Source organism: Comamonas sp. A7-5, from assembly GCF_039581385.1.
Lineage (GTDB): Bacteria > Pseudomonadota > Gammaproteobacteria > Burkholderiales > Burkholderiaceae_C > Comamonas > Comamonas thiooxydans.
Genome location: NZ_JBCPWO010000008.1, coordinates 17,329 through 42,859, shown reverse-complemented (window position 1 = coordinate 42,859; position 25,531 = coordinate 17,329). Strand labels below are relative to the sequence as shown.

Here is a 25,531-nt window from a genome sequence, read left to right as displayed (position 1 = left end):
CATAGTTGGCTGCGGTCGGCGACCGCATGGCATGAGGTTTCCTCTATGGGCGCAGGCCCTGCCCGCGCCTCCTACAATGCCGGACATGGCGCAAACCTTTGATGTATGTATTCGTGGAGCCGGCATTGTGGGCCGGACCTTGGCTCTTTTGCTGGCGCGTGAGCGTCTGCGTGTGGCGCTGGTGGCGCCGCCACAGCCTCGATCCCCGCAAAAGGATGTGCGCGCCTATGCGCTCAATGCCAGTTCCAGGGCCGTGCTGCAGTCGTTGCGCTGCTGGCCTGACGACGAGGATGCCACGCCCGTGGTCGGCATGCAGGTGTTTGGCGATCTGGACGGCCAGGTTCAGTTCGACGCAGCTTCTCAGGAAGTGCCAGCACTGGCCTGGATTGTCGATGTCCCCGCGCTGGAGCAGCGCCTGGCCGAGGCCGTGCGCTATCAACCCCAGGTGGAAATCGTCAAGGAACCGGTGGAGGCCGCACTCACCGCCGTCTGCGAAGGCCGCTCCAGCAGCACGCGCACCGAATTCGGCGTGGATTTCTCCGTCACGCCCTATTCCCAGCACGCCATTGCCACCCGGTTGAGCTGTGAGCTGCCGCATGGCGGCATTGCACGTCAGTGGTTCACGCCGGAAGGAATCCTGGCCTTTCTGCCCATGGGCGGGCCCGACGGTCACGAAGTGGCCGTTGTCTGGTCGCTGGAGCAATCACTGGTGCCTGACTGGCTGGAAAGCGACGAAGAGAGCTTTACCACCCGCCTGCAGTCCATCAGCCAGGATGCGCTGGGCCAGTTGGAGCTGGTGGCCGAGCGCGCCACCTGGCCTCTGCAGCAGGCTGTAGCCGATCGTTGGTGCGGACCGCTGGACAGGAACAGCCAACAAAGCTGGGTGCTGGCAGGTGACGCCGCCCACAACGTCCACCCGCTGGCCGGCCAGGGTCTGAACCTGGGCCTGGGCGATGTGCAGACTCTGGCACGCATCCTTCAGGAGCGCGACTACTGGCGCAGCCCCGCCGATCTGAAGCTGCTGCGCCAGTACGAGCGTGAGCGCAAGGCATCTCTGGCCCCCATGGGCCTGGCCATGGACGGGCTGCAGCAGCTGTTTGCCCGTCCCGAAGTGCCTGTGCAGATGCTGCGCAACTGGGGCATGAAGGGCTTTGAGCGCAGCGGCCTGCTCAAGTCCTGGATGGCCAAGCAGGCCATGGGTCTGCTCTGAGACGCGGGCTCAGGGAACCCTTGGCTCAGTCCGTACTCCAAGCAACAGCCCTGCCGTCCATGCATAGTGGATGGCAGCCGATCTCATTCTTTCCACGCTGCAGCGCGCTGCAGCCCACGACATCTTCCATGAAACTTGTTGCCTGCCTGCTGGCCACCGCCAGCCTGACCTTCGGCCTGAGCGTGCATGCCCAGGATGCCAACCTCAAGAAGACGCTGACCGAGCGCATTCCCCAGCTCGAAAAAATCGACGAGGTGCGCTCCACCCCCATGAGCGGCCTGTACGAAGTACGCGTGGGCACGGACATCTTCTACACCGATGCCAAGGGCAACTATCTGATTCAGGGCGAGCTGATCGACACCAAGGCGCGCCGCAATTTGACCGAAGACCGCATGACCCAGCTCACGGCCGTGGACTTCAAGCAGTTGCCCATCAAGGACGCCATCACCATCGTGCATGGCAAGGGCGAGCGCAAGATGGCCGTGTTTGAAGACCCGAACTGCGGCTACTGCAAGCGCTTCGAAAAAGACCTGCAGAGCGTGGACAACGTCACCATCTACCTCTTCCTCTACCCCATCCTGAGCCCGGACTCGGCCGAGAAGTCGCGCAATATCTGGTGCGCCAAGGATCAGGCCAAGGCCTGGCATGAGCAGATGCTGAACAGCAAGAACGCGCCAGCCGCCCAGTGCGATCCTGCCGCCATCCAGCGCAATCTGGCTTTCGGCCGCAAGTACAAGATCACCGGCACGCCCACCGTGATTTTCTCCAACAATGTGCGTGTGCCCGGCGCCATCTCGGCTGCCGAGGTCGAAAAGCACCTGGCCGCCGCCAAGTAATCCCTGTCTCATTGCCGGAGCAGCGTGCACCTGATGCAGTTTCAGGCACGCTGCGATAGGTTCGCATGCTCCGGCCCGCATTTCTGGAGCTGCCATGACCTCTGTCCCCAATGCCTGCGGCATTCGCCCCGACATCCGCTTCGCCGTGCAGGCCAGCGCGGTGGACGCCCATCTTTTCGATGTGCAGCTGCATATCGCCCAGCCCGCGGCGCAGCAGCTGCTGTCGCTGCCGGTGTGGATTCCGGGCAGCTATCTGGTGCGCGAGTTTTCCAAGAATCTGCAGGGCTTGAAGGCCACGCAGAACGGTCAGCCCGTGGCCGTGCAACAGCTCAGCAAGAATCAATGGAAAATCGCCTGTAACGTTGATGCAGATTGCGTTATCAGCTATCAGGTTTGCGCCTACGACACCTCGGTGCGCACAGCCTGGCTGGATCGCAGGCGTGGTTTCTTCAACGGCACCAGCCTGTGCCTGCGCGTGCATGGTCAGGAAAACCGCCCCCATGCGCTGGAGCTGCTCGCCAGCCCTGCCACACAGGGCTGGCAGGTGGCCACCGGCCTGACGCCCGCGCAAGTCGATGCCAGCGGCTTCGGTCTCTACACGGCTGCCCATTACGACGAGCTGGTGGACTGCCCCGTGGAGATGGGCCGGTTCTGGCGTGGCAGCTTTGTAGCAGGAGGCGTGCCCCACGAGTTCGTGGTGGCCGGTGCCGCGCCCAGCTTTGATGGCGAGCGCCTGCTGGCCGATACGCAAAAGATCTGCGAGGCCGAGATCGCCTTCTGGCATGCCGACGGCAGCCAGCTGCCCATGGATCGCTATGTCTTCATGCTCAATGTGGTGGATGACAACTATGGCGGCCTCGAGCACCGCAACAGCACGGCATTGATCTGCGGCCGCCGCGATCTGCCGCGCAAGGGTGAGGCCAAGGCCGGCGAGGGCTATAACACCTTGCTGGGCCTGATCAGCCACGAGTACTTCCACACCTGGAACGTCAAGCGCCTGCGCCCGACCGAACTGGCCCGCTACGACTACGAGCAGGAGAACTACACCGAGCTGCTGTGGTTCTTTGAAGGCTTCACCAGCTACTACGACGATCTGTTCCTGCGCCGCGCCGGACTGCTGGACAACAGCCAGTACCTCAAGCTCGTCACGCGCACCATCAACCAGGTGCTGCAAACGCCGGGCCGCCTGGTGCAGTCCGTGGCCGAGGCCAGCTTCGACGCCTGGGTCAAGTACTACCGCCAGGACGAGAACACCGCCAATCACACGGTCAGCTACTACACCAAGGGCTCGCTGGTCGCTCTGTGCCTCGATCTGGCGCTGCGCGCCAACGGCACCAGCAGCCTGGACGATGTGATGCGCGGCCTGTGGCGCAGCAGTGAAGGCGGCCCCATCAGCGAAGCCGATGTGCTGGCAGTGGTCAGCGAAGTGGGCAACCCTGAGATTGCCGGACAGCTGCAAGCCTGGGTACATTCCACCGAGGACCTGCCGCTGCGCGAGCTGCTGGTCCTGCATGGCATCAAGAGCAAGGCCGAGCCCGCACAGTTGGCGCAGAAACTGGGTCTGCGTGTCCAGGAAAACCACAGCGTGCAGATCAAGACCGTGCTGCGCGGCGGCGCTGCCGAGCAGGCCGGCATGATGGCTGGAGACGAGTGGCTGGCCGTCGAGGCCGATGGTCAGCGCTGGCGCATCAGCAAACTGGACGATGTGCAGCTGTACGCGGCCGGCTCCAATCAGCTCACGGCCTGGGTAGCACGCGACCAGCAGATTCTGCAGCTGACGCTGAACACGGGCAGCCTGCTCGCCAAAGCCGCCAGCGAGGATGCAGATAGCGCCAGCCCCATCAGCAATCTGGGGCTGGAAATCAGCGACAAGGCCGCCGCAGAGCGCTGGCTGACGGGCATTGCGGCCTGAGCCCGGCCCCAAAGTGGCGCTGCAGCGCGACAGCTGGCAGCCAGACTCAGCGGTTATTCTTGGCAGCAGCCATTCATTCTTTAGCAGGAGACAAACTTGGCCTACGAAACCATCGAAGTCCGCGTGGAAGCGGACAAAGTCGGCGTCATCACGCTGAACCGTCCCAAGCAGCTCAATGCCCTGAACGACCAGCTCATGGACGAACTGGGCGATGCGCTCAGGAAGTTCGATGCCGACAAAAGCATTGGCTGCATGATCATCACCGGCAGCGAACGCGCCTTTGCCGCCGGTGCCGACATCGGTGCCATGGCCAAGTACAGCTTTGCCGACGCCTATGGCGGCGACTACATCACGCGCAACTGGGAAACCATTCGCAGCATCCGCAAGCCCGTGATTGCCGCCGTCGGCGGCTTTGCCCTGGGCGGCGGCTGCGAGCTGGCGATGATGTGCGACTTCATCATCGCTGCCGATAACGCCAAGTTCGGCCAGCCCGAGATCAAGCTGGGCGTGATTCCCGGTGCCGGCGGCACGCAGCGCCTGCCCCGCGCCGTGGGCAAATCCAAGGCCATGGACATGGCTTTGACCGCCCGCATGATGGATGCCAGCGAGGCCGAGCGCGCCGGTCTGGTCAGCCGCGTCGTGCCTTTTGACAAGCTCATGGAAGAAGCTCTGGGTGCGGCCATCATCATCAGCGGCTTCTCCCAGCTGGCCGTGATGGCTGCCAAGGAATCCGTGAACCGTGCATTCGAGAGCGGCCTGTCCGATGGTGTGATGTTCGAGCGCCGCCTGTTCCATGCCCTGTTTGCCACCCAGGACCAGAAGGAAGGCATGGACGCGTTTGTGAACAAGCGCCCCGCCCACTTCACCCATCAGTAAGCACCAGATTTTTCGCAAGAAATTTCAGAAAACCACTTGAAGCAGCCATTTTTTGCATATAATCGCTGTCTTCGGTCGTATAGCTCAGTTGGTTAGAGCGCAGCATTCATAATGCTGATGTCGTAGGTTCAAGTCCCACTACGACCACCAAACAGGAAACCGCAGTGCTTGCAAAAGCACTGCGGTTTTTTCTTTATCCCTGAGACCGCTGCAGGCCGCACACAAAAAATCCCAACTTGGCTGCCAAGGCCATTTCTTCCTATACAATTGCGGGCTGTCGGTCGTATAGCTCAGTTGGTTAGAGCGCAGCATTCATAATGCTGATGTCGCAGGTTCGAGTCCCGCTACGACCACCAAATCCAGGCCCCAGTTGCTCACGCAGCTGGGGCTTTTCGCTTTTTACAGAGGCGACATTGCGCCGCACTGCTCTTTCTGCCCCGCAGAAATCAACGCAGTCCGCGCCGCCATGCTCCAGCCGCTCAAACCTCCCCTTCAAGGACTTTTTCGTGCCCGTTGCACCTCAAGGATGCTGCACGCACGCTGCGTGCCCGCGCGCTGGTCTTGCGCCCAGCGAGGGCCTGCTTTTTTCTGCAAAAGCCGGCCTGCAGGCACCCACAGTCCGTCTTCGCTCAAGGACTCTCCCGTGACCATACAAACCACAGGCGCCGTGGCAGGCACAGCCGCGCCCGCCGCTCCAACAGAAGTCAACGGATACAGCTGGAAAGCACTCATCGGTTCGGCCGTCGGCTACGCCATGGACGGCTTTGACCTGCTGATTCTGGGCTTCATGCTCTCGGCCATCTCCAAGGACCTGAACCTCACGCCCGGCCAGGCCGGCTCTCTCGTGACCTGGACCTTGATCGGCGCCGTCTTCGGGGGCATCGTCTTCGGCATGCTCAGCGACAAATACGGCCGCATCCGCGTGCTGACCTGGACGATCGTGCTGTTTGCCGTCTTTACCGGCCTGTGCGCTTTTGCACAAGGCTATTGGGACTTGCTGATCTACCGCACCATCGCCGGCATCGGCCTGGGCGGCGAGTTCGGCATCGGCATGGCACTGGCCGCCGAGGCCTGGCCCGCACGCCATCGCGCACGCGTCTCGTCCTATGTGGCGCTGGGTTGGCAACTGGGCGTGCTGGGCGCAGCCATGCTGACCCCGCTGCTGCTGCCCTCCATCGGCTGGCGCGGCATGTTTCTGGTCGGCGTGATTCCTGCTGTCGTGGCCTGGGTCATCCGCAACAAGCTGCATGAGCCCGAAGTTTTCGTGGCGCGCAGCAAGAAGGAGCAGCCCTCGGCCATGCAATGCCTGAAACTGCTGATGAAGGACAAGGCCACACGCAAGATCAGCCTGGGCGTGATCGTGCTGACCTCCGTGCAGAACTTCGGCTACTACGGCATCATGATCTGGATGCCCAGCTTTCTGTCCAAACAGATGGGCTTCAGCCTGACCAAGTCGTCCGTGTGGACGGCCGTCACCATCATCGGCATGTCGCTGGGTATCTGGGTCTTCGGCCAGCTGGCCGACCGCATCGGCCGCAAGCCCACTTTCCTGATCTTCCAGGTCGGCTCCGTGATTTCGGTGCTGGCCTATTCCCAGCTCACCGATGCCACGGCCATGCTGTGGGTGGGAGCCATCATGGGTCTGTGCGTCAACGGCATGATGGGCGGCTATGGCGCCGTCATCAGCGAAGCCTATCCCACCGAAGCCCGCGCCACGGCGCAGAACGTGCTGTTCAACATCGGCCGCGCCGTCGGCGGCCTGGGCCCGGTCGTCATCGGTGCGCTGGCCATGGCCTACTCCTTCCAGGTGGCCATTGCCCTGCTGGCCGCCATCTATGTGCTGGACATGCTGGCCACGGTCTTCCTGATCCCCGAGCTCAAGGGCAAAGAGCTTCAATAAAGATCGCTGCCATCGCAGACTCACCAAGCGCCAGAGCCTTCAAGCCTGGCGCTTTTTTATTACCGCCGGGCCATCCCAAGGCAACAAGCGCACCCTCGGGTCGCCCGGCGCGGGGGCAACACGAGGCGGGCAGATGTGAGGCCGAGCCCCTTATCTGCGCTGCCCGAACACTTCGCTGACCAATTCCCGCAGCCACTGGTTCGCGGGCTCCTGCGCAAAGCGCCAGCTCCAGTGCAAAGAGACATCGAAAGCACTCTCTGGCAGATCGGCCTGCAGCACCACATAGCCGCCCTGTGCTTCAAAGGTCTCGGCAATCTCGGCGGGCATGATGACGGCCAGATCCGTCTGATGCACGATGGAAGGCACGGCCATGAAGTGGGCCGCCGACAGCCGTACCTGATCCTGCAACTCGAGCTTGTGCAGAATGCGCAGCGTCTCGGAATGCGAGCGCACGGCCACATAGTCGAGGCCGCGCAAATGTTCAGCGCCCAGCCTCTCGGTCTTCAAACCATTGAGCACCGGGTGCCCCTGACGCAGCAACAGGGCGTAGTGATCGGACAGCAGCACCTTCTGCTGCGTGCCCGTCACGCCAGGCAGAAAGCCGATGGCGATATCCAGCGAACCACGATCCAGCGCATCGGCAATCTCGCCCATGGGCATTGGCAGGGTTTCCAGCTGCACATGGGGCGCCCGGCCTCTCAAGGCCTGCATCAGCGGTGGCAAGAAGCGCGCCTCGCCGATGTCGCTGAGGTGAATGCGAAAGCACTGATTCGCCTGCAAGGGGTCGAAGGTGTGCGCCTCCGCCAGAGCCACCTCCAGGGTTGCCAGCGCCGTTCTCACCGCCTGAGCCAGCCGCTCGGCGCGTGGTGTGGGGCGTACGCCGCCATGCATGCGCTCGAACAGCGGATCGCCCAGCAAATGGCGCAGCCGCGTCACCGCCTGGCTGGCTGCGGGCTGGGAAAGACCCAGCTCCTGCGAAGCGCGGCTGACGCTGCCGTGGCGGAACACCGCATCGAAAACGCGCAACAGATTGAGATCCAGACCCGATATATCCATGAAACGAATATCTCTTAGATGATTTATTCAATTGCTGGAAATTATCTATCAAGGCAGGATTGACGCCAACAGTGCCAAGGCCCAGTGCCAGCCCGACCCAAGGAGAATTTTTTGCTCGCCAACACCGCCCCCAATGCCCAGGCCGCCGAGGTCTTCACCGTACGCCACGCCGTCATCAACATGCTGCGCGAGCTGGGCATGACGCGCATCTTCGGCAACCCGGGCTCCACCGAGCTGCCTTTGTTTCGCGACTATCCCGAGGACTTCTCGTACATCCTCGGTCTGCAGGAGACCGTGGTCGTGGGCATGGCAGACGGCTACGCCCAGGCCACGCGCAATGCCAGCTTCGTGAACCTGCACTCAGCCGCCGGCGTGGGCCACGCCATGGCCAATATCTTCACGGCCTTCAAGAACCGCACGCCCATGGTCATCACGGCCGGCCAGCAGACGCGCTCGCTGCTGCAGTTCGACCCCTTCCTGCATTCCAACCAGGCCGCCGAGCTGCCCAAGCCCTATGTGAAGTGGAGCTGCGAGCCCGCGCGTGCCGAGGACGTGCCACAGGCCCTGGCGCGCGCCTACTACATCGCCATGCAGGAGCCGCGCGGCCCGGTCTTCGTCTCCATTCCCGCCGATGACTGGGATGTGCCCTGCGAGCCCATCACGCTGCGAAAAGTCGGCTTCGAAACCCGACCCGACCCACGTCTGCTGGACAGCATAGGCCAGGCGCTGGAGGGTGCGCGCGCACCGGCCTTCGTGGTCGGAGCGGCCGTGGACCGCAGCCAGGCCTTCGAGGCCGTCCAGGCCCTGGCCGAACGCCACCAGGCGCGCGTCTATGTGGCACCCATGAGCGGGCGCTGCGGCTTCCCCGAGGACCATGCGCTGTTCGGCGGCTTCCTGCCCGCCATGCGCGAGCGCATCGTGGACAGGCTTTCGGGCCATGACGTGGTCTTCGTCATCGGCGCACCGGCCTTCACCTACCACGTCGAAGGCCACGGCCCCTTCATCGCCGAAGGCACGCAGCTGTTCCAGCTCATCGAGGACTCCGCCATCGCCGCATGGGCCCCCGTGGGCGACGCTGCCGTGGGCAATATCCGCATGGGCGTGCAGGAGCTGCTGGCCCGCCCCCTGGCGCGTCCGCGCCCTGCGCTCCAGCCCCGGCCCGCCATACCTGCACCGGCGGCACCCAAGCCGGGCGAGCTGATGAGCGATGCCTTCCTCATGCACACACTGGCCCAGGTTCGATCGCGTGACAGCATCATCGTCGAGGAGGCGCCTGGCTCGCGCTCCATCATCCAGGCCCACCTGCCCATCTACGCTGCCGAGACCTTCTTCACCATGTGCAGCGGCGGGCTGGGCCACAGCCTGCCTGCTTCCGTAGGCATCGCGCTGGCCAAGCCCGACAAGAAGGTCATAGGCGTCATCGGCGACGGCTCGGCCATGTACGCCATCCAGGCGCTGTGGAGCGCAGCCCATCTGAAGCTGCCGGTCACCTACATCATCGTCAAGAACCGCCGCTACGCTGCCCTGCAGGATTTCTCCAGGGTGTTCGGCTACCGTGAGGGCGAGAAGGTCGAAGGAACGGACCTGCCCGACATCGACTTCGTGGCCCTGGCCAAAGGCCAGGGCTGCGACGGCGTGCGCGTCACCGACGCAGCCCAGCTGCCCCAGGTTCTGCAGGATGCCCTGAGCAGCCCGCGCGCCACGCTGGTCGAGGTCGAGGTCGCCTGACCCGGCCCCGCGCCCTCGGAGACAAGACATGCACAACACACAAGAGCCGCAAGCGGCCACCGTCGGCATCCTGGGTGCGGGGGCCATGGGCACCCTGTTCGGCACCCGGCTGGCCCGGGCCGGCATCCCCGTCACGCTGGTGGATGTCAACGCGCAGCTGCTCCAGGCCATACGCGAGCATGGCGTGCACTGCGAGACCGACCAGGGCCCGTTGCACGCCGGCGTTCAGGCCCTGCAGGCCCATGAGCTGACGCAGCCACCCGCGCGCTGGCTGATCTTCACCAAGGCCGCCCACACCCAGGCCGCGCTGCAAAGCATTGCCCACCTGATAGGGCCTGAAACCCTGCTGCTCAGCCTGCAAAACGGCATAGGACATATCGAGACCCTGCACGGATTTGCCGATTCCCGGCAGATCGCCGTGGGTGTGACGACATGGCCGGCCCGGTTGCTGGCTCCCGGAAAAGTGAGTTCGCTGGGCAGCGGCAAGATCCGCTTCATGCCACGCACCGGACAGGTGGACGCCGGCTTCCAGGACTTCTGCGACGACCTCAACCGCGCCGGACTGCATTGCGAGATCGACCCCGAGGTCGAGACCGCCATCTGGGAGAAGCTGGCCTTCAATGCGGCCTTCAACGGCCTGTGCGGCATCACGCGCCAGACCGTGGACGGACTGGCCAGCCCTCTGGGCCGCAGCCTGATCCGCGAGGTACTGGACGAGGTCGTTGCAGTGGCTGCGGCCAACGGCATCGCTGTGGACACCCTCCGCATCCAGGCCACGGTGGAAGACGCACTGAATCACCATGTGGGCCACCAGCCATCGCTGCTGCAGGACCTGCTGGCGGGGCGTCCCACCGAGACCGATTCCATCCACGGCGCGGTGGTGCGCGCGGGCGAGCGGCATGGCATTGCCACGCCCATGACACGCACCCTGCACCGGCTCATCAGCATGACACAGCAGCGCACGCCATAGACCCCGGACTCGGCGAAGACGCATCGAAGGCTCGGGAAAGACAGCGAAAACAAAGAGAAAGACAGCAGGGACCGGGCCCATGGATTCAACAACAAGGAGACAACATGCGCAGAACCTTTCTCAAAGCCGGCGCTGCTTGCGGTGTACAGCTCATGCTGGGTACGGTCCACGCCCAGCCGGCGTCCGGCAGGCCCATGGAGTGGGTGGTCGGCTTTGCTGCGGGTGGCGGCTCGGACTCCGTTGCGCGCTCCGTGGCAGAGGCCTGGGCCAAGTCCCTTCATCGCAACATCGTGGTGATCAACAAGCCGGGCGCCGGCACCAACATCGCCGCAGAATATGCGGCGCGCTCGCGCGACTATGGCAACCTGGTCTTCACCGCCAACTTCGCCACCCTGGCCGCCAACCCGCATCTATTCCCCAAACTGGCCTACAACGCCGAGCAGGACTTCGTCCCCATCAGCCTGCTGGCGCACTTTCCGCTGCTGCTGGTCGTCAACAACGAATTGCCGGTGCGCAGCTTCCAGGAATTCGCGGCCTGGGCCAGGGCCAACCCCGACAAGCTCAGCTATGGATCTCCCGGGCTGGGAACCGTTCATCACCTGGCCACCGAACTGCTGGCCCAGAAGATGGGCGTGAAGATGACCCATGCGCCCTATCGTGGCGCCGGCTTGGCCATGCTGGATGTGATCGGAGGTCAGATTCCCTTCATGCTGCTGGACAGTGCCGCAGGCCTGCCCCACATCAACGCCGGCAAGGTCCGTGCCATCGGCGTGGCCAGTGCGCAGCGACTCAAGAGCCTGCCCCAGATGCCCACGCTCATCGAGCAGGGCGTGGCCGGCTTCGAGGCCTTCGCCTGGCAGGGCCTGGTCGCCCCCAGGGGCACGGACGACACCACCATACAGATGTGGTCCAGGACGCTGCAGGAAACCCTCAAGACTCCGGCTGTGCAGGCCCGTTTCGAGACCCTGGCCCTGGAACCCCTGCCCAGCACCCCAGAGCAGATGCGTGAATTCTGGCTCTCCGAGAAGAAGCGCTGGGGAGAGGTCATCAAGACCGCAGGCATCAAACTGGACTGATCGATATCAATGACAAACAGGAAAACACATATGGAGACTCCCATCAATCAACGCCTCTCTGCGCACAAGCCGCTGCGCGCCCTGATCACCAAAGGCTGGGCCAGCCTGGGCATGGCGCTTTGCCTGGCGCCGGCCGCCCAGGCGCAGGCATGGCCAGATCGTCCCATCCGCCTGATCGTGAACTTCGCCCCTGGCGGCGCCGCCGATGTGATGGGGCGCGCGATCTCGCCCACCATGAGCCAGGTGCTGGGCCAGTCCGTGGTGGTGGACAACAAGCCCGGAGCCAACGGCAATATCGGTATCAGCGAAACCGTACGCTCTGCCAAGGACGGCTATACGCTGCTGCTGAGCAGCGGTGGCGGCATCAGCATCAATCCGCTGATCTACAGCAAGCTGCCGTTCAACCCTGAAAAGGACCTGGTCCCCGTGGCGGCCGTGGCACGCGTGCATGTGTTCCTGGAAACCAACCCCAGCCTTCCTGTGAGCAATGTGCAGGACTTCATCAAGCACCTGCAGGCCAATCCCGGCAAGCTGTCCTACGGCTCGCCAGGCCCGGGCAGCTCGCCTCATCTGGCCGGTGAAATGTTCAAGCGCGCGGCCAAGGTCGATGCCAGCCATATTCCCTACAAGGGTGCCGGCCCTGCCTTGACCGATGTGCTCAGCGGTCAGCTGCAATACTGGTTCGATCCGGGCCCGGGACTCAAGCAGGTCGAGGCCGGCAAGCTCAAGCTGCTGGCCATAGGCAGCCCGCACCGCTCGCCTCTGTACCCCAAGGTACCCACGCTGGCCGAAAGCGGCCTGCCGGGCTTCGATGCCGACACACTGTTCGGCATCTACGCGCCGGCCGGCACGCCCGCACCCGTGGTGGATGCCGTGCGCGCCAGCGTGATCAAGGCACTGGAGCAAAAAAGCGTGGTCGATGTGATCCAGGGTCTGGGCGCCACGCCCGAGCCGCGCATGAGCCGCCAGGACTTTGTGGACCACCATGCCAAGGAACGCGCCCGCTTTGCACCGCTGATCAAGGAAATCGGCTTGAAAGTGGACTAAGAAATTTCAGTTCAACGTGGGAGTCCGGTTACCCGAAAACTCCCTTTTGACCGCCCGTCTGAAAGGACCGGCGGTCTTTTTTTACAGGACTTACGCAAACAAGAATGCACAACAGGCATGCCTGCCGACAAGGCACCAGGCCTGATCCGGATTTGCGCAAGTCGTGTTTCAGTGGGAGGCCACCGCCACCACTACCGCAGACTCGGCCACCTCCAGCCAGACACTGTCATTGGCCACCAGCCCGCTCATCGCTGGCGCAAAGCCCACGATCTGAGCACCCCAGCTCAAACGACAGATGGCTTCGTCGCAAGCCAGGCTCTCTTCTGTCACCGTGGCTGCACCATAGGTCGCACGCTGCACCACGGCAGGCCAGATATTGATGGGCTGCGTGGACGCAGCAGGCCGCTCCTGCCCCAGCCAGACCTTGACCGCCGTGGCCTTGCACAACGCCAGCACCTGCACACCGGGTGCCAGACCCAGCAGCTCATAGCTTTCGGGCGTGATGCGCGCAGCAATCGTCCAGTCCGAGCCTGCATCGCTTGCGGCACGCAGCCAGACCCGAATCTGCCCGCCTATGGACTCGACCTTGAGCACGCTGCAGGGCCACTGATTGCGCATGCTGGTCATCAGGCCCAGATTGGGTTGCCCGCCACCTGGCGTGCCGGCCTGCATGCGTTGCAGCAACTCGGTACGCAAACGCATCATGGCCTCGGCCGCATGCAGCAATTCTTCGCCCGCCGGCGTGATCTGTGCACCGCCCCCCCCAGTGCCGCCCACGCTGCGCTCGACCAGCGGCACGCCCGCCAGATTGGTCAGGGTATCGATGGCCTGCCAGGCCGCCTTGTAGCTCACACCCACGTCACGCGCTGCCTGAGAGATGGAGCCGCTTTGCGCAATGCCGCGCAGGATGGCGATGCGACGGTCGGCCATGTCATAGCCCAGCGCCTGGGAAACCGAGTCGGACGATAGTGCGCCACCCGGCGCAGCCTCGTCGACGGGCATATCCAATTGTTCTTGTTCGAAATTTTCTGTGTCTGACATAGACCGCCATCATGCCCTGACAGCCAATTTCCTCGCTCGACCTCAGTTGTTCATTCACGTTACACTCGCTATTCCATTAATGAATAGCGAAATCTCAATGACTCAGATCACTGCCCGCTCCACCGGTTTTTCCTTTCAACTGGCTCGCTCTGCGGCCGTGATCGGCACAGTCGTGCTGGGCCTGTGGTCTGCTCAGGCGCAGGCCGCTGAGGTGGCGGTTGCCGTGGCAGCCAACTTCACCGCTCCCATGAAGAAGATTGCGGCCGAGTTCGAGAAGGATACAGGCCACAAGGCCGAGCTGTCGTTTGGCGCCACCGGCAAGTTCTACGCCCAGATCAACAACGGCGCGCCCTTCGGCATTCTGCTGGCCGCCGACGACACCACACCCGATAAGCTGGCCAAGGAAGGCAAGGGCGTGACCGATTCGCGCTTTACCTACGCCATCGGTACGCTGGTGCTGTGGAGCCCCAAGGCCGGCTATGTGGACGACAAGGGCGAAGTGCTCAAGACCGGCGACTACAAGCACATCGCGATTGCCAACCCCAAGCTGGCCCCTTATGGCACGGCGGCCATGGAGGTGCTGAACAAACTCGGCCTGAGCGCACAGGTGCAGCCCAAGGTGGTGATGGGCGAGAACATTGCCCAGACCTACCAGTTCGCTGCCACCGGCAATGCGCAGTTGGGTTTTGTGGCGCTGTCCCAGGTCATGGAGAACGGCAAGATTCGCGAGGGTTCGGCCTGGCAGGTCCCCGGCAATATGCATGAACCCATCCGCCAGGACGCCATTGTGCTCAACAGCGCCAAGGACAACGAAGCCGCCGCGGCTTTGATGAAGTACCTGCGCAGCCCCAAGGCACATGACATCATCCGCTCCTACGGCTACAGCTTCTGACGCCTGACCGGCAAGTCCTAGAGCCCGATTTACTCCAACCAATCCGCTCTACCCTTGGCGCTGCTCGGCTAAGCTGGGCACTCCAAGGGTCTTTTTTTAGACTTGCGCAAATCCGGATCGGGCATGGTTTGAGTCGATAGAAATGTCCGTTGTGCATACTTGTTTGCGCAAGCCCAGTTTTTGATTCCATGCAACTGAATGCCGAAGACTATGCAGCCATCTGGCTCACGCTCCAGCTCGCGGGCGTGACTACCGTGCTGCTCATGCTGTTGTGCACACCGCTGGCCTGGTGGCTGGCCCATACCCGTTCGCGCTGGCGCGGCCCGATCGGTGCCGTGGTGGCACTGCCGCTGGTACTGCCGCCCACCGTCATCGGCTTCTATCTGCTGGTCACCATGGGCCCCAACGGACCCGTAGGCAAGCTTACGCAGGCCATGGGACTGGGAAATCTGCCTTTCACCTTTGCCGGTCTGGTGGTCGGCTCGCTGATTTACTCGATGCCGTTTACGGTGCAGCCGCTGCAGCGCGCCTTCGAGGCGCTGGGCTCGCGCCCCATGGAGGCTGCAGCCAGCCTGGGCGCCAGTCCGCTGGACCGCTTTCTGACCGTGGCCCTGCCGCTGGCGCGCCCCGGGTTCATCACCGCCGCCGTGCTGACCTTTGCCCACACCGTAGGCGAATTCGGCGTGGTGCTGATGCTGGGCGGCAACATCCCCGGCGTGACACGCGTGGTCTCGGTACAGATTTACGACCATGTGGAAGCCATGGAGTACGGCCACGCCCATCTGCTGGCGGCCGGCATGGTGGTGTTCTCCTTCATCGTGCTGCTGGCCTTGAACTGGTTGCAGCCCAAAGCGGAGCGCCGCGCATGACAGTCACCCATTTCATCACCGCACAGCTCAAGCTGAGCCGGCCGGACTTTGAACTCGATGTGGATCTGCAGCTCCCCGGCCATGGGGTCACGGCCCTGTTCGGGCCTTCGGGCTGCGGCAAGACCAGCTGTCTGCGCAGCCTCGCTGGGCTTGAGCGAGCGCAAGGCCGCGTCACCGTCAACCAGACCGTGTGGCAGGACGACGCCGGCCGACAATGGCTTCCCACGCACCAGCGAGCACTCGGCTATGTGTTCCAGGAAGCCAGTCTGTTTCCGCATCTTTCGGCGCAGCGCAATATCGATTACGGCCTCAAGCGCACGCCACAGGAACGCCGCAAAGTCTCCAAGGAGCGGGCCGTGGAACTGCTGGGCATCGCCCATCTGATGGATCGCATGCCCGCCACGCTGTCGGGCGGCGAACGCCAGCGCGTGGCGATTGCACGGGCTCTGGCCACCAGCCCCGAAGTGCTGCTCATGGACGAGCCACTGGCCGCGCTCGATGCCCAGCGCAAGGCCGAGGTTCTGCCCTATCTGGAGCAGTTGCAGCGGCATCTGCGGATTCCCGTGATCTATGTGAGCCACTCCATGGACGAGGTTGCGCGCCTGGCCCAGCATATGGTGCTGCTCGGCGCGGGCAAGGTGCTGGCGCAGGGCTCCGTCACCGAACTGCTCTCCAGCCTCGATCTGCCGCTGGCCCATGGAGACGTTGCCTCCAGCGTGGTCCATGCCACGGTGCAGGCCCATGACGCTGCCGACCATCTGAGCACGCTGATCTTCGACGGCGGACAACTGCAGCTCGTCATGGCCCGTCCGCGCGAATTGGGCAGCACGGTGCCGCTGCGCGTGCAGGCGCGCGATGTCAGCCTGAGTCTGCTCAGGCCCGAGGGCAGCAGCATTCTCAACATCCTGCCGGTGCAGGTGCTGGGCCTACGCGAAGACGGGCCGGGGCAGGTCATGGTTTCGCTGCAGGCGGGCGACACCCGGCTGCTGGCCAGAATCACCCAGCACTCGGCCAAGGCCTTGCAGCTGCAGGCCGGCATGCCGGTGTATGCACAGATCAAGGGAATGGCACTGCTGGACTAAATGCTTGATGCATATCAAGAATTTTCCGTTTCATACCCGAGGCCTGCGCTAGCCTTTGCTGGACAAACATTCGCTTACTGAATAGATTCGCGTTCCTTTGACTTTTATCTAAGAGTCAAATGACAAAAAGCTTGAGGGCTTTTGTCGCGCTTCCTCGCTTTGCGAACCTGGCTATGCCAGCCGGTTCAATTGCTTGCCATTGGCATCCCTCAACATTCGACGTGGCCCGTGAGGTCCGGCAATGCGTGAGCAATCGTCAAGGTCGAGGCCCCGAGTCCGGGCTGTTCCCCCGGCTCACGGGTGGCTGCATCTGTGCATGCAGCCACCTGCAAACCTAACGCCCTCCATGGTCATGGGAGCGCGGTTGAAGAAAACAACACATGATGAATCACGGCAGAAGACGTTTCTTCAAGCTGTGCGGTGCCGGTGTCGCCGGTGCCACTGCTGCATCCCTGGGCTTTGCCCCATCGGTGGCCATGGCCACACTGCCCCGCCAGTACAAGCTGCTGCGCGCCAAGGAAACCCGCAACAACTGCACTTACTGCTCGGTGGGCTGCGGCATGCTGATGTACAGCCTGGGCGACGGCGCCAAGAACGCCAAGTCCAGGATCTTCCACATCGAGGGCGACCCCGACCACCCCGTCAGCCGCGGCTCGCTGTGCCCCAAGGGTGCAGGCGCGCTGGACTACATCCACTCCGACCAGCGCCTGAAGTACCCCGAGGTGCGTGAAGCCGGCAGCAACGAGTGGAAGCGCATCAGCTGGGACGAAGCCAACGAACGCATCGCGCGCCTGCTCAAGGACGATCGCGACGCCAACTTCATCGAAAAGAACGACAAGGGCCAGCGCGTCAACCGCTGGCTCAGCACCGGCATGCTGGCCTCCTCGGCCGCCTCCAACGAAACCGGCATCCTCGACTTCCGCTTCGGCCGCGCGCTGGGCATGGTCGGCTTCGACTGCCAGGCCCGCCTGTGCCACGGCCCCACGGTGTCGGCCCTGGCCCCCTCTTTCGGCCGCGGCGCGATGACCAACCACTGGGTGGACATCAAGAACGCCAACGTGATCCTGGTCATGGGCGGCAATCCCGCCGAGGCCCACCCCGTGGGCTTCAAGTGGGCCATCGAAGCCAAGATCCACAACAAGGCCCACCTCATGGTGGTGGACCCGCGCTTCAACCGCACGGCCTCGGTGGCCGACTTCTACGCCCCCATCCGTGCGGGCTCGGACGCCGCCTTTCTCATGGGCGTGGTCAACTATCTGCTGCAGCACGACAAGATCCAGCACGAATATGTCAAGGCCTATACCAATGCCAGCCTGATCGTGCGCGAGGACTACGGCTTCGACGAAGGCCTGTTCAGCGGCTATGACGCCGACAAAAAGGCCTACGACAAATCCAGCTGGACCTATGAGCGCAATGCCGAAGGCCATGCGCTGACCGACGAGAGCCTGCAGCACCCGCGCTGCGTGCTGAACCTGCTGAAAAAGCATGTAGAGCGCTACACGCCCGAGATGGTGCAGACCATCACCGGCACCCAGGTCGCCGACTTTCTGCATGTCTGCGAGCAACTGGCCAGCACCTGCGTACCGGACCGCACGGCCACCTTCCTCTATGCCCTGGGCTGGACCCACCACACGGCCGGCGCGCAAATCATCCGCGGCGCGGCCATGATCCAGCTGCTGCTGGGCAATATCGGCATGGCCGGCGGCGGCGTCAACGCGCTGCGCGGTCACTCCAACATCCAGGGCTATACCGACCTGGGCCTGCTCTCGACCCGCCTTCCCGGCTATCTGAACCTGCCCGAGGACAGGCAGCAAACCATAGAACAGTACCTGGCGGACGCCACGCCCAAGGCCGACCTGCCCGGCCAGGTCAACTACTGGAAAAACACGCCAAAGTTCTTCGTCAGCCTGATGAAGGACCTGTACGGCGAGCACGCCACGCGCGAGAACAGCTGGGGCTACGACTGGCTGCCCAAGTGGGACCGCAGCTACGACATGCTGGCCTACTTCGACCTGATGTATCGCGGCAAGGTCAACGGCTACATCGCCCAGGGTTTCAACCCCGTGGCCGCCATGCCTGACTCGGGCAAGATCCGCGACGCCCTGTCCAGGCTGAAGTTTCTGGTCATCATCGATCCGCTGCAGACCGAGACCTCCACCTTCTGGAAGAACCACGGCGAATTCAACGACGTGGACCCCGCAAAGATCCAGACCACGGTGTTCCGCCTGCCCTCTTCCTGCTTTGCCGAGGAGAACGGTGCCATCGTCAACTCCGGCCGCTGGCTGCAATGGCACTGGGCCGCGCAGGAGCCGCCGTTCGAGGCGCGCCACGACGGTCGCATCCTGGGCGGCATCTTCATGAAGCTGCGCGAGCTGTACGCCAAGGAAGGCGGCACCTGCCCCGAGCCCGTGATGAATATGCGCTGGGACTACCACGATCCTCACGACCCCCATCCCGAGGAAGTGGCCAAGGAAGCCAACGGCTACGCACTGGCCGATCTGTTCGACGACAGCGGCAAGCTGATCGCCAAAAAGGGCGAGCTGCTGTCCGACTTCGGCATGCTGCGCGACGACGGCACGACCTCCAGCTACTGCTGGATCTTTGCCGGCTCGTGGACCGAGGCTGGCAATCAGATGGCCCGCCGCGACAACACCGACACCGGCCTTGGCAACACGCCGGGCTGGGCCTGGGCCTGGCCGGCCAATCGCCGCCTGCTGTACAACCGCGCCTCGGCCGACCCGGCCGGCAGGCCCTGGGACCCCAAGCGCCAGATCCTGCATTGGGATGGCAGGAAATGGGGCGGCTCCGACGTTCCCGACTACCCCCTGACCGCCGCACCCAACAGCGGCGTGAGTCCCTTCATCATGCAGCCCGAGGGCCTGGGACGCCTGTTCTCCGCCAAGGGCATGAACGACGGCCCCTTCCCCGAGCACTACGAGCCCACCGAAAGCCCGATTGCAGCCAATCCGCTGCACCCCAAGGTCAGCAAGAGCCCCGTGGCGCGCGTGTTCGCCGACGACGCGGCCCGCATGGGATCGCGCGAGCAGTTCCCCTATGTGGCCACGACCTACTCCATCACCGAGATGTTCCGCCACTGGACCAAGCACTCGCGCCTGAACGCGATCGTGCAACCCGAGCAGTTCATCGAGCTGTCGGAAAAGCTGGCCGACAGAAAAGGCATCAAGGCCGGCGACATGATCCGGGTCTCCAGCAAGCGCGGCCACATCAAGGGCAAGGCCGTGGTGACCAAGCGCGTGATGACGCTGCAGGTCGATGGTCAGGAGATCGAGCAGATCGGCATCCCCTGCCACTGGGGCTACGAAGGCACGACGCGCAAGGGCTATCTGGCCAATACGCTGAGCCCCGGCATCGGCGATGCCAATGCCCAGACCCCCGAGTTCAAGGCCTTTCTGGTCAACATCGAAAAGGCATAAGGCGAGCACCCATGACCATGCAATCCCAAGATATCGTGCGGCGCTCGGCCACCAACGAGCTCACGCCCGCCGCGCGTGCCCGCGACCACAAGGCAGAGGTCGCCAAACTCATCGACGTCAGCATCTGCATTGGCTGCAAGGCCTGCCAGGTGGCCTGCAGCGAATGGAACGATCTGCGCGACGATGTGGGCGAGAACTTCGGCGTCTACGACAACCCTCGCGACCTCTCGCCGGAGAGCTGGACACTGATGCGCTTTGACGAGTACGTCAACGAGCAGGGCAAGCTGGAGTGGCTGATCCGCAAGGACGGCTGCATGCACTGCGAAGACCCGGGCTGTCTGAAGGCCTGCCCCCAGCCCGGTGCCATCGTGCAGTACGCCAACGGCATTGTTGACTTCCAGTCCGAGCAATGCATTGGCTGCGGCTACTGCGTTGCCGGCTGCCCCTTCAACATCCCGCGCATCAGCAAGAAAGACAACAAGGCCTACAAGTGCACGCTGTGCTCGGACCGCGTGGCCGTGGGCCAGGAGCCGGCCTGCGTCAAAACCTGCCCCACGGGCGCTATCGCGTTCGGCAGCAAGGACGACATGCTGATCAAGGCCGAAGGCCGCGTGCAGGAGATGAAGACCCGCGGCTTTGACCAGGCCGGCATCTACGACCCGCAAGGCGTGGGCGGCACCCATGTGATGTATGTGCTGCACCATGCCGACCAGCCCGAGCTCTATCACAAGCTGCCCAAGGATCCCAAGATCAGCGCCGTGGTCGAGGGCTGGAAAGGCTGGTTCAAGCCGCTGGCCGCGCTGGGCTTCGTGGCCACGCTGGCCGGTGCCGCGGCCCACTACATGGCCGCCGGCCCCAACGAGATCGACGAAGACGATGCGGGCGAGGACCGCGCCAAGAAAGGAGAAACGGCATGAACAAAGACCGCATGATCTTGCGCACCCCGCTGCCCGACCGCCTCTGCCACTGGGCCATGGTGGTGTGTTTCTTTCTGGTCGCCATGTCGGGCCTGTCCTGGGTGTTTCCCAGCCTGAACTGGTTCAACAGCGTCTTCGGCACGCCGCAGCTGGCGCGGCTGCTGCACCCCTTCTTCGGCATCGTGGTGTTTGTGGCCCTGGTCTATCTGTTCGTGCGCTTTGTGAAATACAACCTGTTCGTCAGGGAGGACCGCATCTGGGTGGAGAACGTGAAATCGGTGGTGACGGGAGACCACAGCCAGCGGCTGCGCATCGGCAAGTACAACGCAGGCCAGAAGCTGCTGTTCTGGGGCATCATGAGCCTGATCTGCGTGCTGCTGCTCACCGGCCTGGTGATCTGGCGCGCCTACTTCGCCCATCTGTTCCCGATTCCCGTGCTGCGTGTCGCGCTGGCGCTGCACGCTCTGGCGGGCGTGGGCCTGATCCTGCTGATCCTGGGCCATATCTATCTGGCCTTCTGGGTCAAGGGTTCGATACGCGGCATGGTCACCGGCTATGTCAGCCATGCCTGGGCCCGCGCCCATCACGACCGCTGGCATGAGGAGATCAGCGCCAAACCTGCGGCAGCAGGCAAAGCCAAGACAGGGGGCACACGATGAGCATCCATCTGGTTCCCGAATCCGAACGCTCGCCGGGAGTGGGCCATATCGCTCCCGTGCAGTTGCCCGCCGCCAAGCTGCCCTATGCCCGTCGTGCCAGCCGCCTGCAGCATCTGGCCCAGGGCCATGCCATGGCCGAGTATCTGCTGTGGGCCGCCGAGCTGGCCGGCGCCCAGCAGGCCACGGCCGAGGCCCTGCCCCTGCCCGAGCAGGAAGCCGTCGGCCTGGGCGCAGCCCTGCAGCAGCGCACGCAAACGCCTTTGCATTCGGCCCAATGGCCTCGCTCGGCCCACTGGCTGGCCCTGCTCGACGAGCTGCTGAACCGGATGGCACAGCAGTCCCGCATGCAGACTCCCGCCATCCGGCAGGCATTGGCGCGCTTGCAGCAGGCCGATGCCGCGCAACGCCAGGCCTGGGCCGACGCCCTGCTGACGGCCCTGCGCAGCGAAGCACTGGCCGACGACGCGGTCCTGCCCGAAGCGGGCGTGGCCCAGCTGTTGTGGAGCGCACTGTCGCTGTACTGGCGCCAGCTGGCCAGCCAGTTGCCCGCCGCCGGGCGGGCCGAGCCGGGCGAGCAGCGCCATCTCTGCCCCGTCTGCGGCCATGTGCCCACGGGCAGCCTGGTGCTTGGTGGCGCCCAGGCCGGCGTGCGCTATCTGCAATGCAGCCTGTGCGAATGCCAGTGGCATGTGGTGCGCAGCAAGTGCAGCAACTGCGACAGCACGCATGCACTGGACTACTGGTGCCTGGAAGACGAAAAAGCCCCCATCAAGGCCGAGAGCTGCAACGAATGCCAGACCTACCTCAAGGCCTTCTACCAGCAGGCGGACCACCAGCTGGAACTGGTGGCCGACGACCTGGCCAGTCTGGCCCTGGATGCCGAGATGGAGGAAAAAGAGCTTGCGCGCAGCGGCATCAACCCGCTGATGCTGCCGCTGCTGGCCTAGGCCCTGGCCGCCGGTCTGCACCGCCTCCTGGCCGTGCAGGCCGCTATGGCCCGCTGCCCCCCATGCATCTACAGGCCTGCCGTGCCAGGCTCTGAGCCGGAGTCCGCCCCTTGCCGGCAAGGAATGCGCCTGCTGACTATCATCAGCCCATGACCGAGTCCGCCTGCCCCATCCCTGCCCAACCGATAGCACCGCTGCACACCCATGCCGTGAGCCTCTTCAACGCCGGGCAGCAGGAGCGGCAGGAGCGCGTGCTGGCGGCCGAGGTGCCGATCGCGCTGGTCTTCAACGGCATCTCGCATGCGGTGATGATGGGTTCGCCCACCGATGTGGAGGACTTTGCGCTGGGCTTTGCGCTGACCGAGGGCATCATCGACAGCGCAGCTGACTGCTACGGCATCGAAGCCCGCCCCGTGTCTGCCGCAGCGGCCGGCCTGCCCGAAGGCATGGACGGCATGGAAGTGCAACTCGACATCGCCTCGCGCTGCTTTGCGCGGCTCAAGGACAAACGCCGCAGCATGACGGGCCGCACGGGTTGCGGTGTCTGCGGAGTCGAGAGCTTTGCGGCGCTGGACCTGTCGTTTGACGCCCTGCCGCCCCGGGACTGGCTGGAGCGGGTCGACGCAGCCACCGTGCTCAAGGCGATTGACGCCCTGCCGCCACACCAGATTCTCAATGCCGAGGCCGGCGCCATCCATGCCGCAGGCTGGGCCACGCTGGCGGGCGACATCACGGATGTGCTCGAAGACGTGGGCCGCCACAATGCGCTGGACAAGCTGGTCGGCCGGCTGGCGCGCACGGGCCGCCTCGGCGAACCCGGCTTTGTGCTGCTGTCCAGCCGCGGCAGCCATGAACTGGTGCGCAAATGCGCCAAGGTCGGCATCGCGGCGCTGGCCACGATTTCCGCGCCCACCGTCATGGGCGTGCGCATGGCGGAGCTGACGGGCCTGCGCTTCTGGGGGCTGTGCCGTCCGCCCAAGGCCGTGCTCTATGCCGCGGGCGGCAAAGCCTGAGCAAGCCCTGCTGCCAAGCGCCAGCCTCTAGAATCACGGCATTGCGGCCATGACTCCAGCTCTGACCGCCCCACGATCAGCCCCTGGATATACACCATGAACCGCTGCACCACCACCCGCTTCAGCCGCCGCCTTTGGGGCTGCGCCCTGCTGGCTGCTGCCGCCAGCGCCAGCCTGCAGGCCCTGGCCCAGGGCCTGCCCTCGGACGACACGCGCAACTTTCCGCCCACGGCGCAGTTCGGCGAACTGACGGTCACCAATTTCCCCGAAGTGGCCATTAACGGCACGACCATCCGCACCACGCCGGGCTTTCGCCTGTTCAGCCGCGAACGCAGCCTGGTTTTTGCCAGCAACTATGCAGGCCAGAAACTGCTGGTGGGCTATGTGATCGAGCCACAGACGCAGGGTCTGCACATGGCCTGGATTCTGACCCCGGCCGAAATCGAGAAATACAAGCCGATCCAGCCGCGCACCCTGCTGCAGCGCGTGTTCGGCAGCTGAGTCCGGCCCGCGCCGGCCGCTATTGATTGACGAGCTGCTTGCGCTTTTTCAGCAAGCTTTTCGAACTGTTTCCATATCCAAATCGAGTGATGGCAGGCGCCAGCCGCTATCACTTTGTGCTTGCAGACACTGCAGGCCCACCTGACAAGAGCGCCCCATGAGCAAGAAAGTCTTTATCAAAACCTTTGGCTGCCAGATGAACGAGTACGACTCGGACAAGATGGCCGATGTGCTGGGCGCGGCCCAGGGTTACGAGCCCACGCAGAACGTGGACGAGGCCGATCTGATCCTGTTCAACACCTGCTCGGTGCGCGAGAAGGCCCAGGAAAAAGTGTTCAGCGATCTGGGCCGTATCCGCCATCTCAAGGAAAAAGGCGTGCTGATCGGCGTGGGCGGCTGCGTGGCCAGCCAGGAGGGAGCAGAGATCATCAAGCGCGCTCCGTTTGTCGATGTGGTCTTCGGTCCCCAGACCCTGCACCGCCTGCCCGAGCTGCTCAATCAGCGTGCGGCCAAGGCCAAGCCCCAGGTCGACATCTCCTTTCCCGAAATCGAGAAGTTCGACCACCTGCCGCCGGCGCGCGTGGAAGGCGCTTCGGCCTTTGTCTCCATCATGGAAGGCTGCTCCAAATATTGCAGCTACTGCGTCGTGCCCTACACACGCGGCGAGGAAGTCAGCCGCCCCTTCGAGGACGTGCTGGTGGAAGTCGCGGGCCTGGCCGAGCAAGGCGTCAAGGAAATCACGCTGCTGGGCCAGAACGTCAACGCCTACCTGGGCAAGATGGGCGACAGCAGCGAGATGGCCGACTTCGCGCTGCTGCTGGAATATGTGGCCGAGATTCCCGGCATCGAGCGCATCCGCTACACCACCAGCCACCCCAACGAATTCACGCCACGCCTGATCGAGGCCTACGCCAAGATTCCGCAACTGGTCAGCCATCTGCATCTGCCCGTGCAGCATGGCAGCGACAAGATCCTCATGGCCATGAAGCGCGGCTACACGGCCATGGAATACAAGAGCACCATCCGCAAGCTGCGCGCCATCCGTCCCGATCTGGCCATGAGCAGCGACTTCATCGTGGGCTTCCCCGGCGAGACCGAGGAAGACTTCCAGAAGATGATGAAGCTCATCCACGATGTGCGCTTCGACAACTCGTTCAGCTTCATCTTCAGCCCCCGCCCCGGCACGCCTGCAGCCAATCTGCACGACGACACGCCGCACGAAGTCAAGCTGCGCCGCCTGCAGGAGTTGCAGGCCGTGATCAACACCAACATCAAGGAGATCAGCGAAGAGCGTGTCGGCACGGTGCAACGCCTGCTGGTCGAAGGCGTGAGCAAGCGCGACGGCAGCGAGCTGATGGGCCGCACCTATTGCAACCGCGTGGTCAACTTCCCCGGCAACGAGCGTTTGATCGGACAGATGGTGGATGTGAAGATTACCGAAGCCAAGGCCTACACCTTGCGCGGCGAAGTCCTGGTCAAGGATTGACAGCCCGACAGTCCCAGCCTCATCCACAAAAAGCCTGCCTGCAATTCCAAGGCAGGCTTTTTTCATGACTGGTTATAAA

21 protein-coding genes and 2 tRNA genes are annotated in these 25,531 nt (G+C 63.8%); 21 read left to right on the top strand and 2 right to left on the bottom strand.

Annotation, left to right across the window (positions count from 1 at the left end; translation table 11 throughout):
* Positions 1–85 precede the first annotated feature (85 nt).
* From AAIL67_RS15375 to AAIL67_RS15345, 7 genes are all read left to right on the top strand, one after another.
* On the top strand, positions 86–1,210 hold the full coding sequence (locus AAIL67_RS15375) for an FAD-dependent monooxygenase (protein ID WP_174447016.1): 1,125 nt from the start codon (positions 86–88) through the stop codon (positions 1,208–1,210).
* Between the two features lie 128 nt (positions 1,211–1,338).
* Positions 1,339–2,046 (top strand): DsbC family protein, encoded by a 708-nt coding sequence (locus tag AAIL67_RS15370; protein WP_003071046.1) that lies wholly within the window; start codon positions 1,339–1,341, stop codon positions 2,044–2,046.
* A gap of 94 nt (positions 2,047–2,140) precedes the next feature.
* Positions 2,141–3,958 (top strand): peptidase M61, encoded by a 1,818-nt coding sequence (locus AAIL67_RS15365; protein ID WP_343484328.1) that lies wholly within the window; start codon positions 2,141–2,143, stop codon positions 3,956–3,958.
* Between the two features lie 96 nt (positions 3,959–4,054).
* Complete coding sequence (locus tag AAIL67_RS15360; RefSeq protein WP_034394305.1) at positions 4,055–4,834, top strand: enoyl-CoA hydratase; 780 nt, start codon at positions 4,055–4,057, stop codon at positions 4,832–4,834.
* A gap of 73 nt (positions 4,835–4,907) precedes the next feature.
* A tRNA-Met gene (locus AAIL67_RS15355) sits at positions 4,908–4,984 on the top strand.
* 129 nt (positions 4,985–5,113) lie between these two features.
* Positions 5,114–5,190, top strand: a tRNA-Met gene (locus AAIL67_RS15350).
* A 293-nt stretch (positions 5,191–5,483) separates the two neighbouring features.
* Positions 5,484–6,734 (top strand): MFS transporter, encoded by a 1,251-nt coding sequence (locus tag AAIL67_RS15345; RefSeq protein WP_231905927.1) that lies wholly within the window; start codon positions 5,484–5,486, stop codon positions 6,732–6,734.
* Between the two features lie 150 nt (positions 6,735–6,884).
* Here AAIL67_RS15345 and AAIL67_RS15340 read toward each other — a convergent pair whose 3' ends face one another.
* Positions 6,885–7,790 (bottom strand): LysR family transcriptional regulator, encoded by a 906-nt coding sequence (locus AAIL67_RS15340; protein ID WP_063664836.1) that lies wholly within the window; start codon positions 7,788–7,790, stop codon positions 6,885–6,887.
* A gap of 111 nt (positions 7,791–7,901) precedes the next feature.
* On the opposite strand from AAIL67_RS15340, the gene mdlC reads away from it, so the two are divergent.
* From mdlC to AAIL67_RS15320, 4 genes are all read left to right on the top strand, one after another.
* Positions 7,902–9,518, top strand: coding sequence for a benzoylformate decarboxylase (gene mdlC, locus AAIL67_RS15335; protein ID WP_343484327.1), 1,617 nt, complete (start codon positions 7,902–7,904; stop codon positions 9,516–9,518).
* A 28-nt stretch (positions 9,519–9,546) separates the two neighbouring features.
* Positions 9,547–10,488 (top strand): 2-dehydropantoate 2-reductase, encoded by a 942-nt coding sequence (locus AAIL67_RS15330; protein WP_343484326.1) that lies wholly within the window; start codon positions 9,547–9,549, stop codon positions 10,486–10,488.
* Between the two features lie 104 nt (positions 10,489–10,592).
* Positions 10,593–11,564 (top strand): tripartite tricarboxylate transporter substrate binding protein, encoded by a 972-nt coding sequence (locus AAIL67_RS15325; protein WP_343484325.1) that lies wholly within the window; start codon positions 10,593–10,595, stop codon positions 11,562–11,564.
* Between the two features lie 30 nt (positions 11,565–11,594).
* On the top strand, positions 11,595–12,611 hold the full coding sequence (locus tag AAIL67_RS15320; protein ID WP_224648879.1) for a tripartite tricarboxylate transporter substrate binding protein: 1,017 nt from the start codon (positions 11,595–11,597) through the stop codon (positions 12,609–12,611).
* Positions 12,612–12,779: 168 nt separating this feature from the next.
* On the opposite strand, the gene AAIL67_RS15315 is transcribed toward AAIL67_RS15320, so the two are convergent.
* Positions 12,780–13,652, bottom strand: a complete 873-nt coding sequence (locus AAIL67_RS15315; RefSeq protein ID WP_224648880.1) for a TOBE domain-containing protein — start codon at positions 13,650–13,652, stop codon at positions 12,780–12,782.
* Between the two features lie 97 nt (positions 13,653–13,749).
* Between AAIL67_RS15315 and modA the strand changes: the two genes are divergently transcribed.
* The 10 genes from modA to miaB all read left to right on the top strand — a co-directional run bounded on the left by modA (position 13,750) and on the right by miaB (position 25,452).
* Positions 13,750–14,544 (top strand): molybdate ABC transporter substrate-binding protein, encoded by a 795-nt coding sequence (gene modA / locus AAIL67_RS15310; protein ID WP_343484324.1) that lies wholly within the window; start codon positions 13,750–13,752, stop codon positions 14,542–14,544.
* A 188-nt stretch (positions 14,545–14,732) separates the two neighbouring features.
* Complete coding sequence (gene modB, locus AAIL67_RS15305; RefSeq protein ID WP_343484323.1) at positions 14,733–15,413, top strand: molybdate ABC transporter permease subunit; 681 nt, start codon at positions 14,733–14,735, stop codon at positions 15,411–15,413.
* Positions 15,410–16,495: a molybdenum ABC transporter ATP-binding protein gene (modC, locus tag AAIL67_RS15300; RefSeq protein WP_224648882.1), complete on the top strand. Its 1,086-nt coding sequence runs from the start codon at positions 15,410–15,412 to the stop codon at positions 16,493–16,495. Before modB ends, modC begins: the two co-directional genes overlap by 4 nt.
* Positions 16,496–16,878: 383 nt before the next feature.
* A complete protein-coding gene (fdnG, locus tag AAIL67_RS15295) occupies positions 16,879–19,929 on the top strand; it encodes a formate dehydrogenase-N subunit alpha (protein WP_082877421.1) in 3,051 nt (1,016 codons plus the stop codon).
* Positions 19,930–19,940: 11 nt separating this feature from the next.
* Positions 19,941–20,846 carry a formate dehydrogenase subunit beta gene (gene fdxH, locus AAIL67_RS15290; protein ID WP_063664844.1) on the top strand — a complete coding sequence of 302 codons (906 nt, stop codon included), beginning with the start codon at positions 19,941–19,943 and terminating at the stop codon, positions 20,844–20,846.
* The gene (locus AAIL67_RS15285; protein WP_343484322.1) at positions 20,843–21,505 is read left to right on the top strand and encodes a formate dehydrogenase subunit gamma; all 663 of its coding nucleotides are present in this window, start codon (positions 20,843–20,845) and stop codon (positions 21,503–21,505) included. Before fdxH ends, AAIL67_RS15285 begins: the two co-directional genes overlap by 4 nt.
* A complete protein-coding gene (gene fdhE / locus AAIL67_RS15280) occupies positions 21,502–22,452 on the top strand; it encodes a formate dehydrogenase accessory protein FdhE (RefSeq protein WP_343484321.1) in 951 nt (316 codons plus the stop codon). The genes AAIL67_RS15285 and fdhE overlap by 4 nt, the downstream gene beginning before the upstream one ends.
* A gap of 149 nt (positions 22,453–22,601) precedes the next feature.
* A complete protein-coding gene (gene fdhD, locus AAIL67_RS15275) occupies positions 22,602–23,465 on the top strand; it encodes a formate dehydrogenase accessory sulfurtransferase FdhD (RefSeq protein ID WP_343484320.1) in 864 nt (287 codons plus the stop codon).
* Positions 23,466–23,561: 96 nt separating this feature from the next.
* On the top strand, positions 23,562–23,966 hold the full coding sequence (locus AAIL67_RS15270) for a hypothetical protein (RefSeq protein ID WP_343484319.1): 405 nt from the start codon (positions 23,562–23,564) through the stop codon (positions 23,964–23,966).
* A gap of 157 nt (positions 23,967–24,123) precedes the next feature.
* Positions 24,124–25,452 (top strand): tRNA (N6-isopentenyl adenosine(37)-C2)-methylthiotransferase MiaB, encoded by a 1,329-nt coding sequence (gene miaB, locus AAIL67_RS15265; protein ID WP_003071003.1) that lies wholly within the window; start codon positions 24,124–24,126, stop codon positions 25,450–25,452.
* The last annotated feature ends 79 nt before the right edge of the window (positions 25,453–25,531 follow it).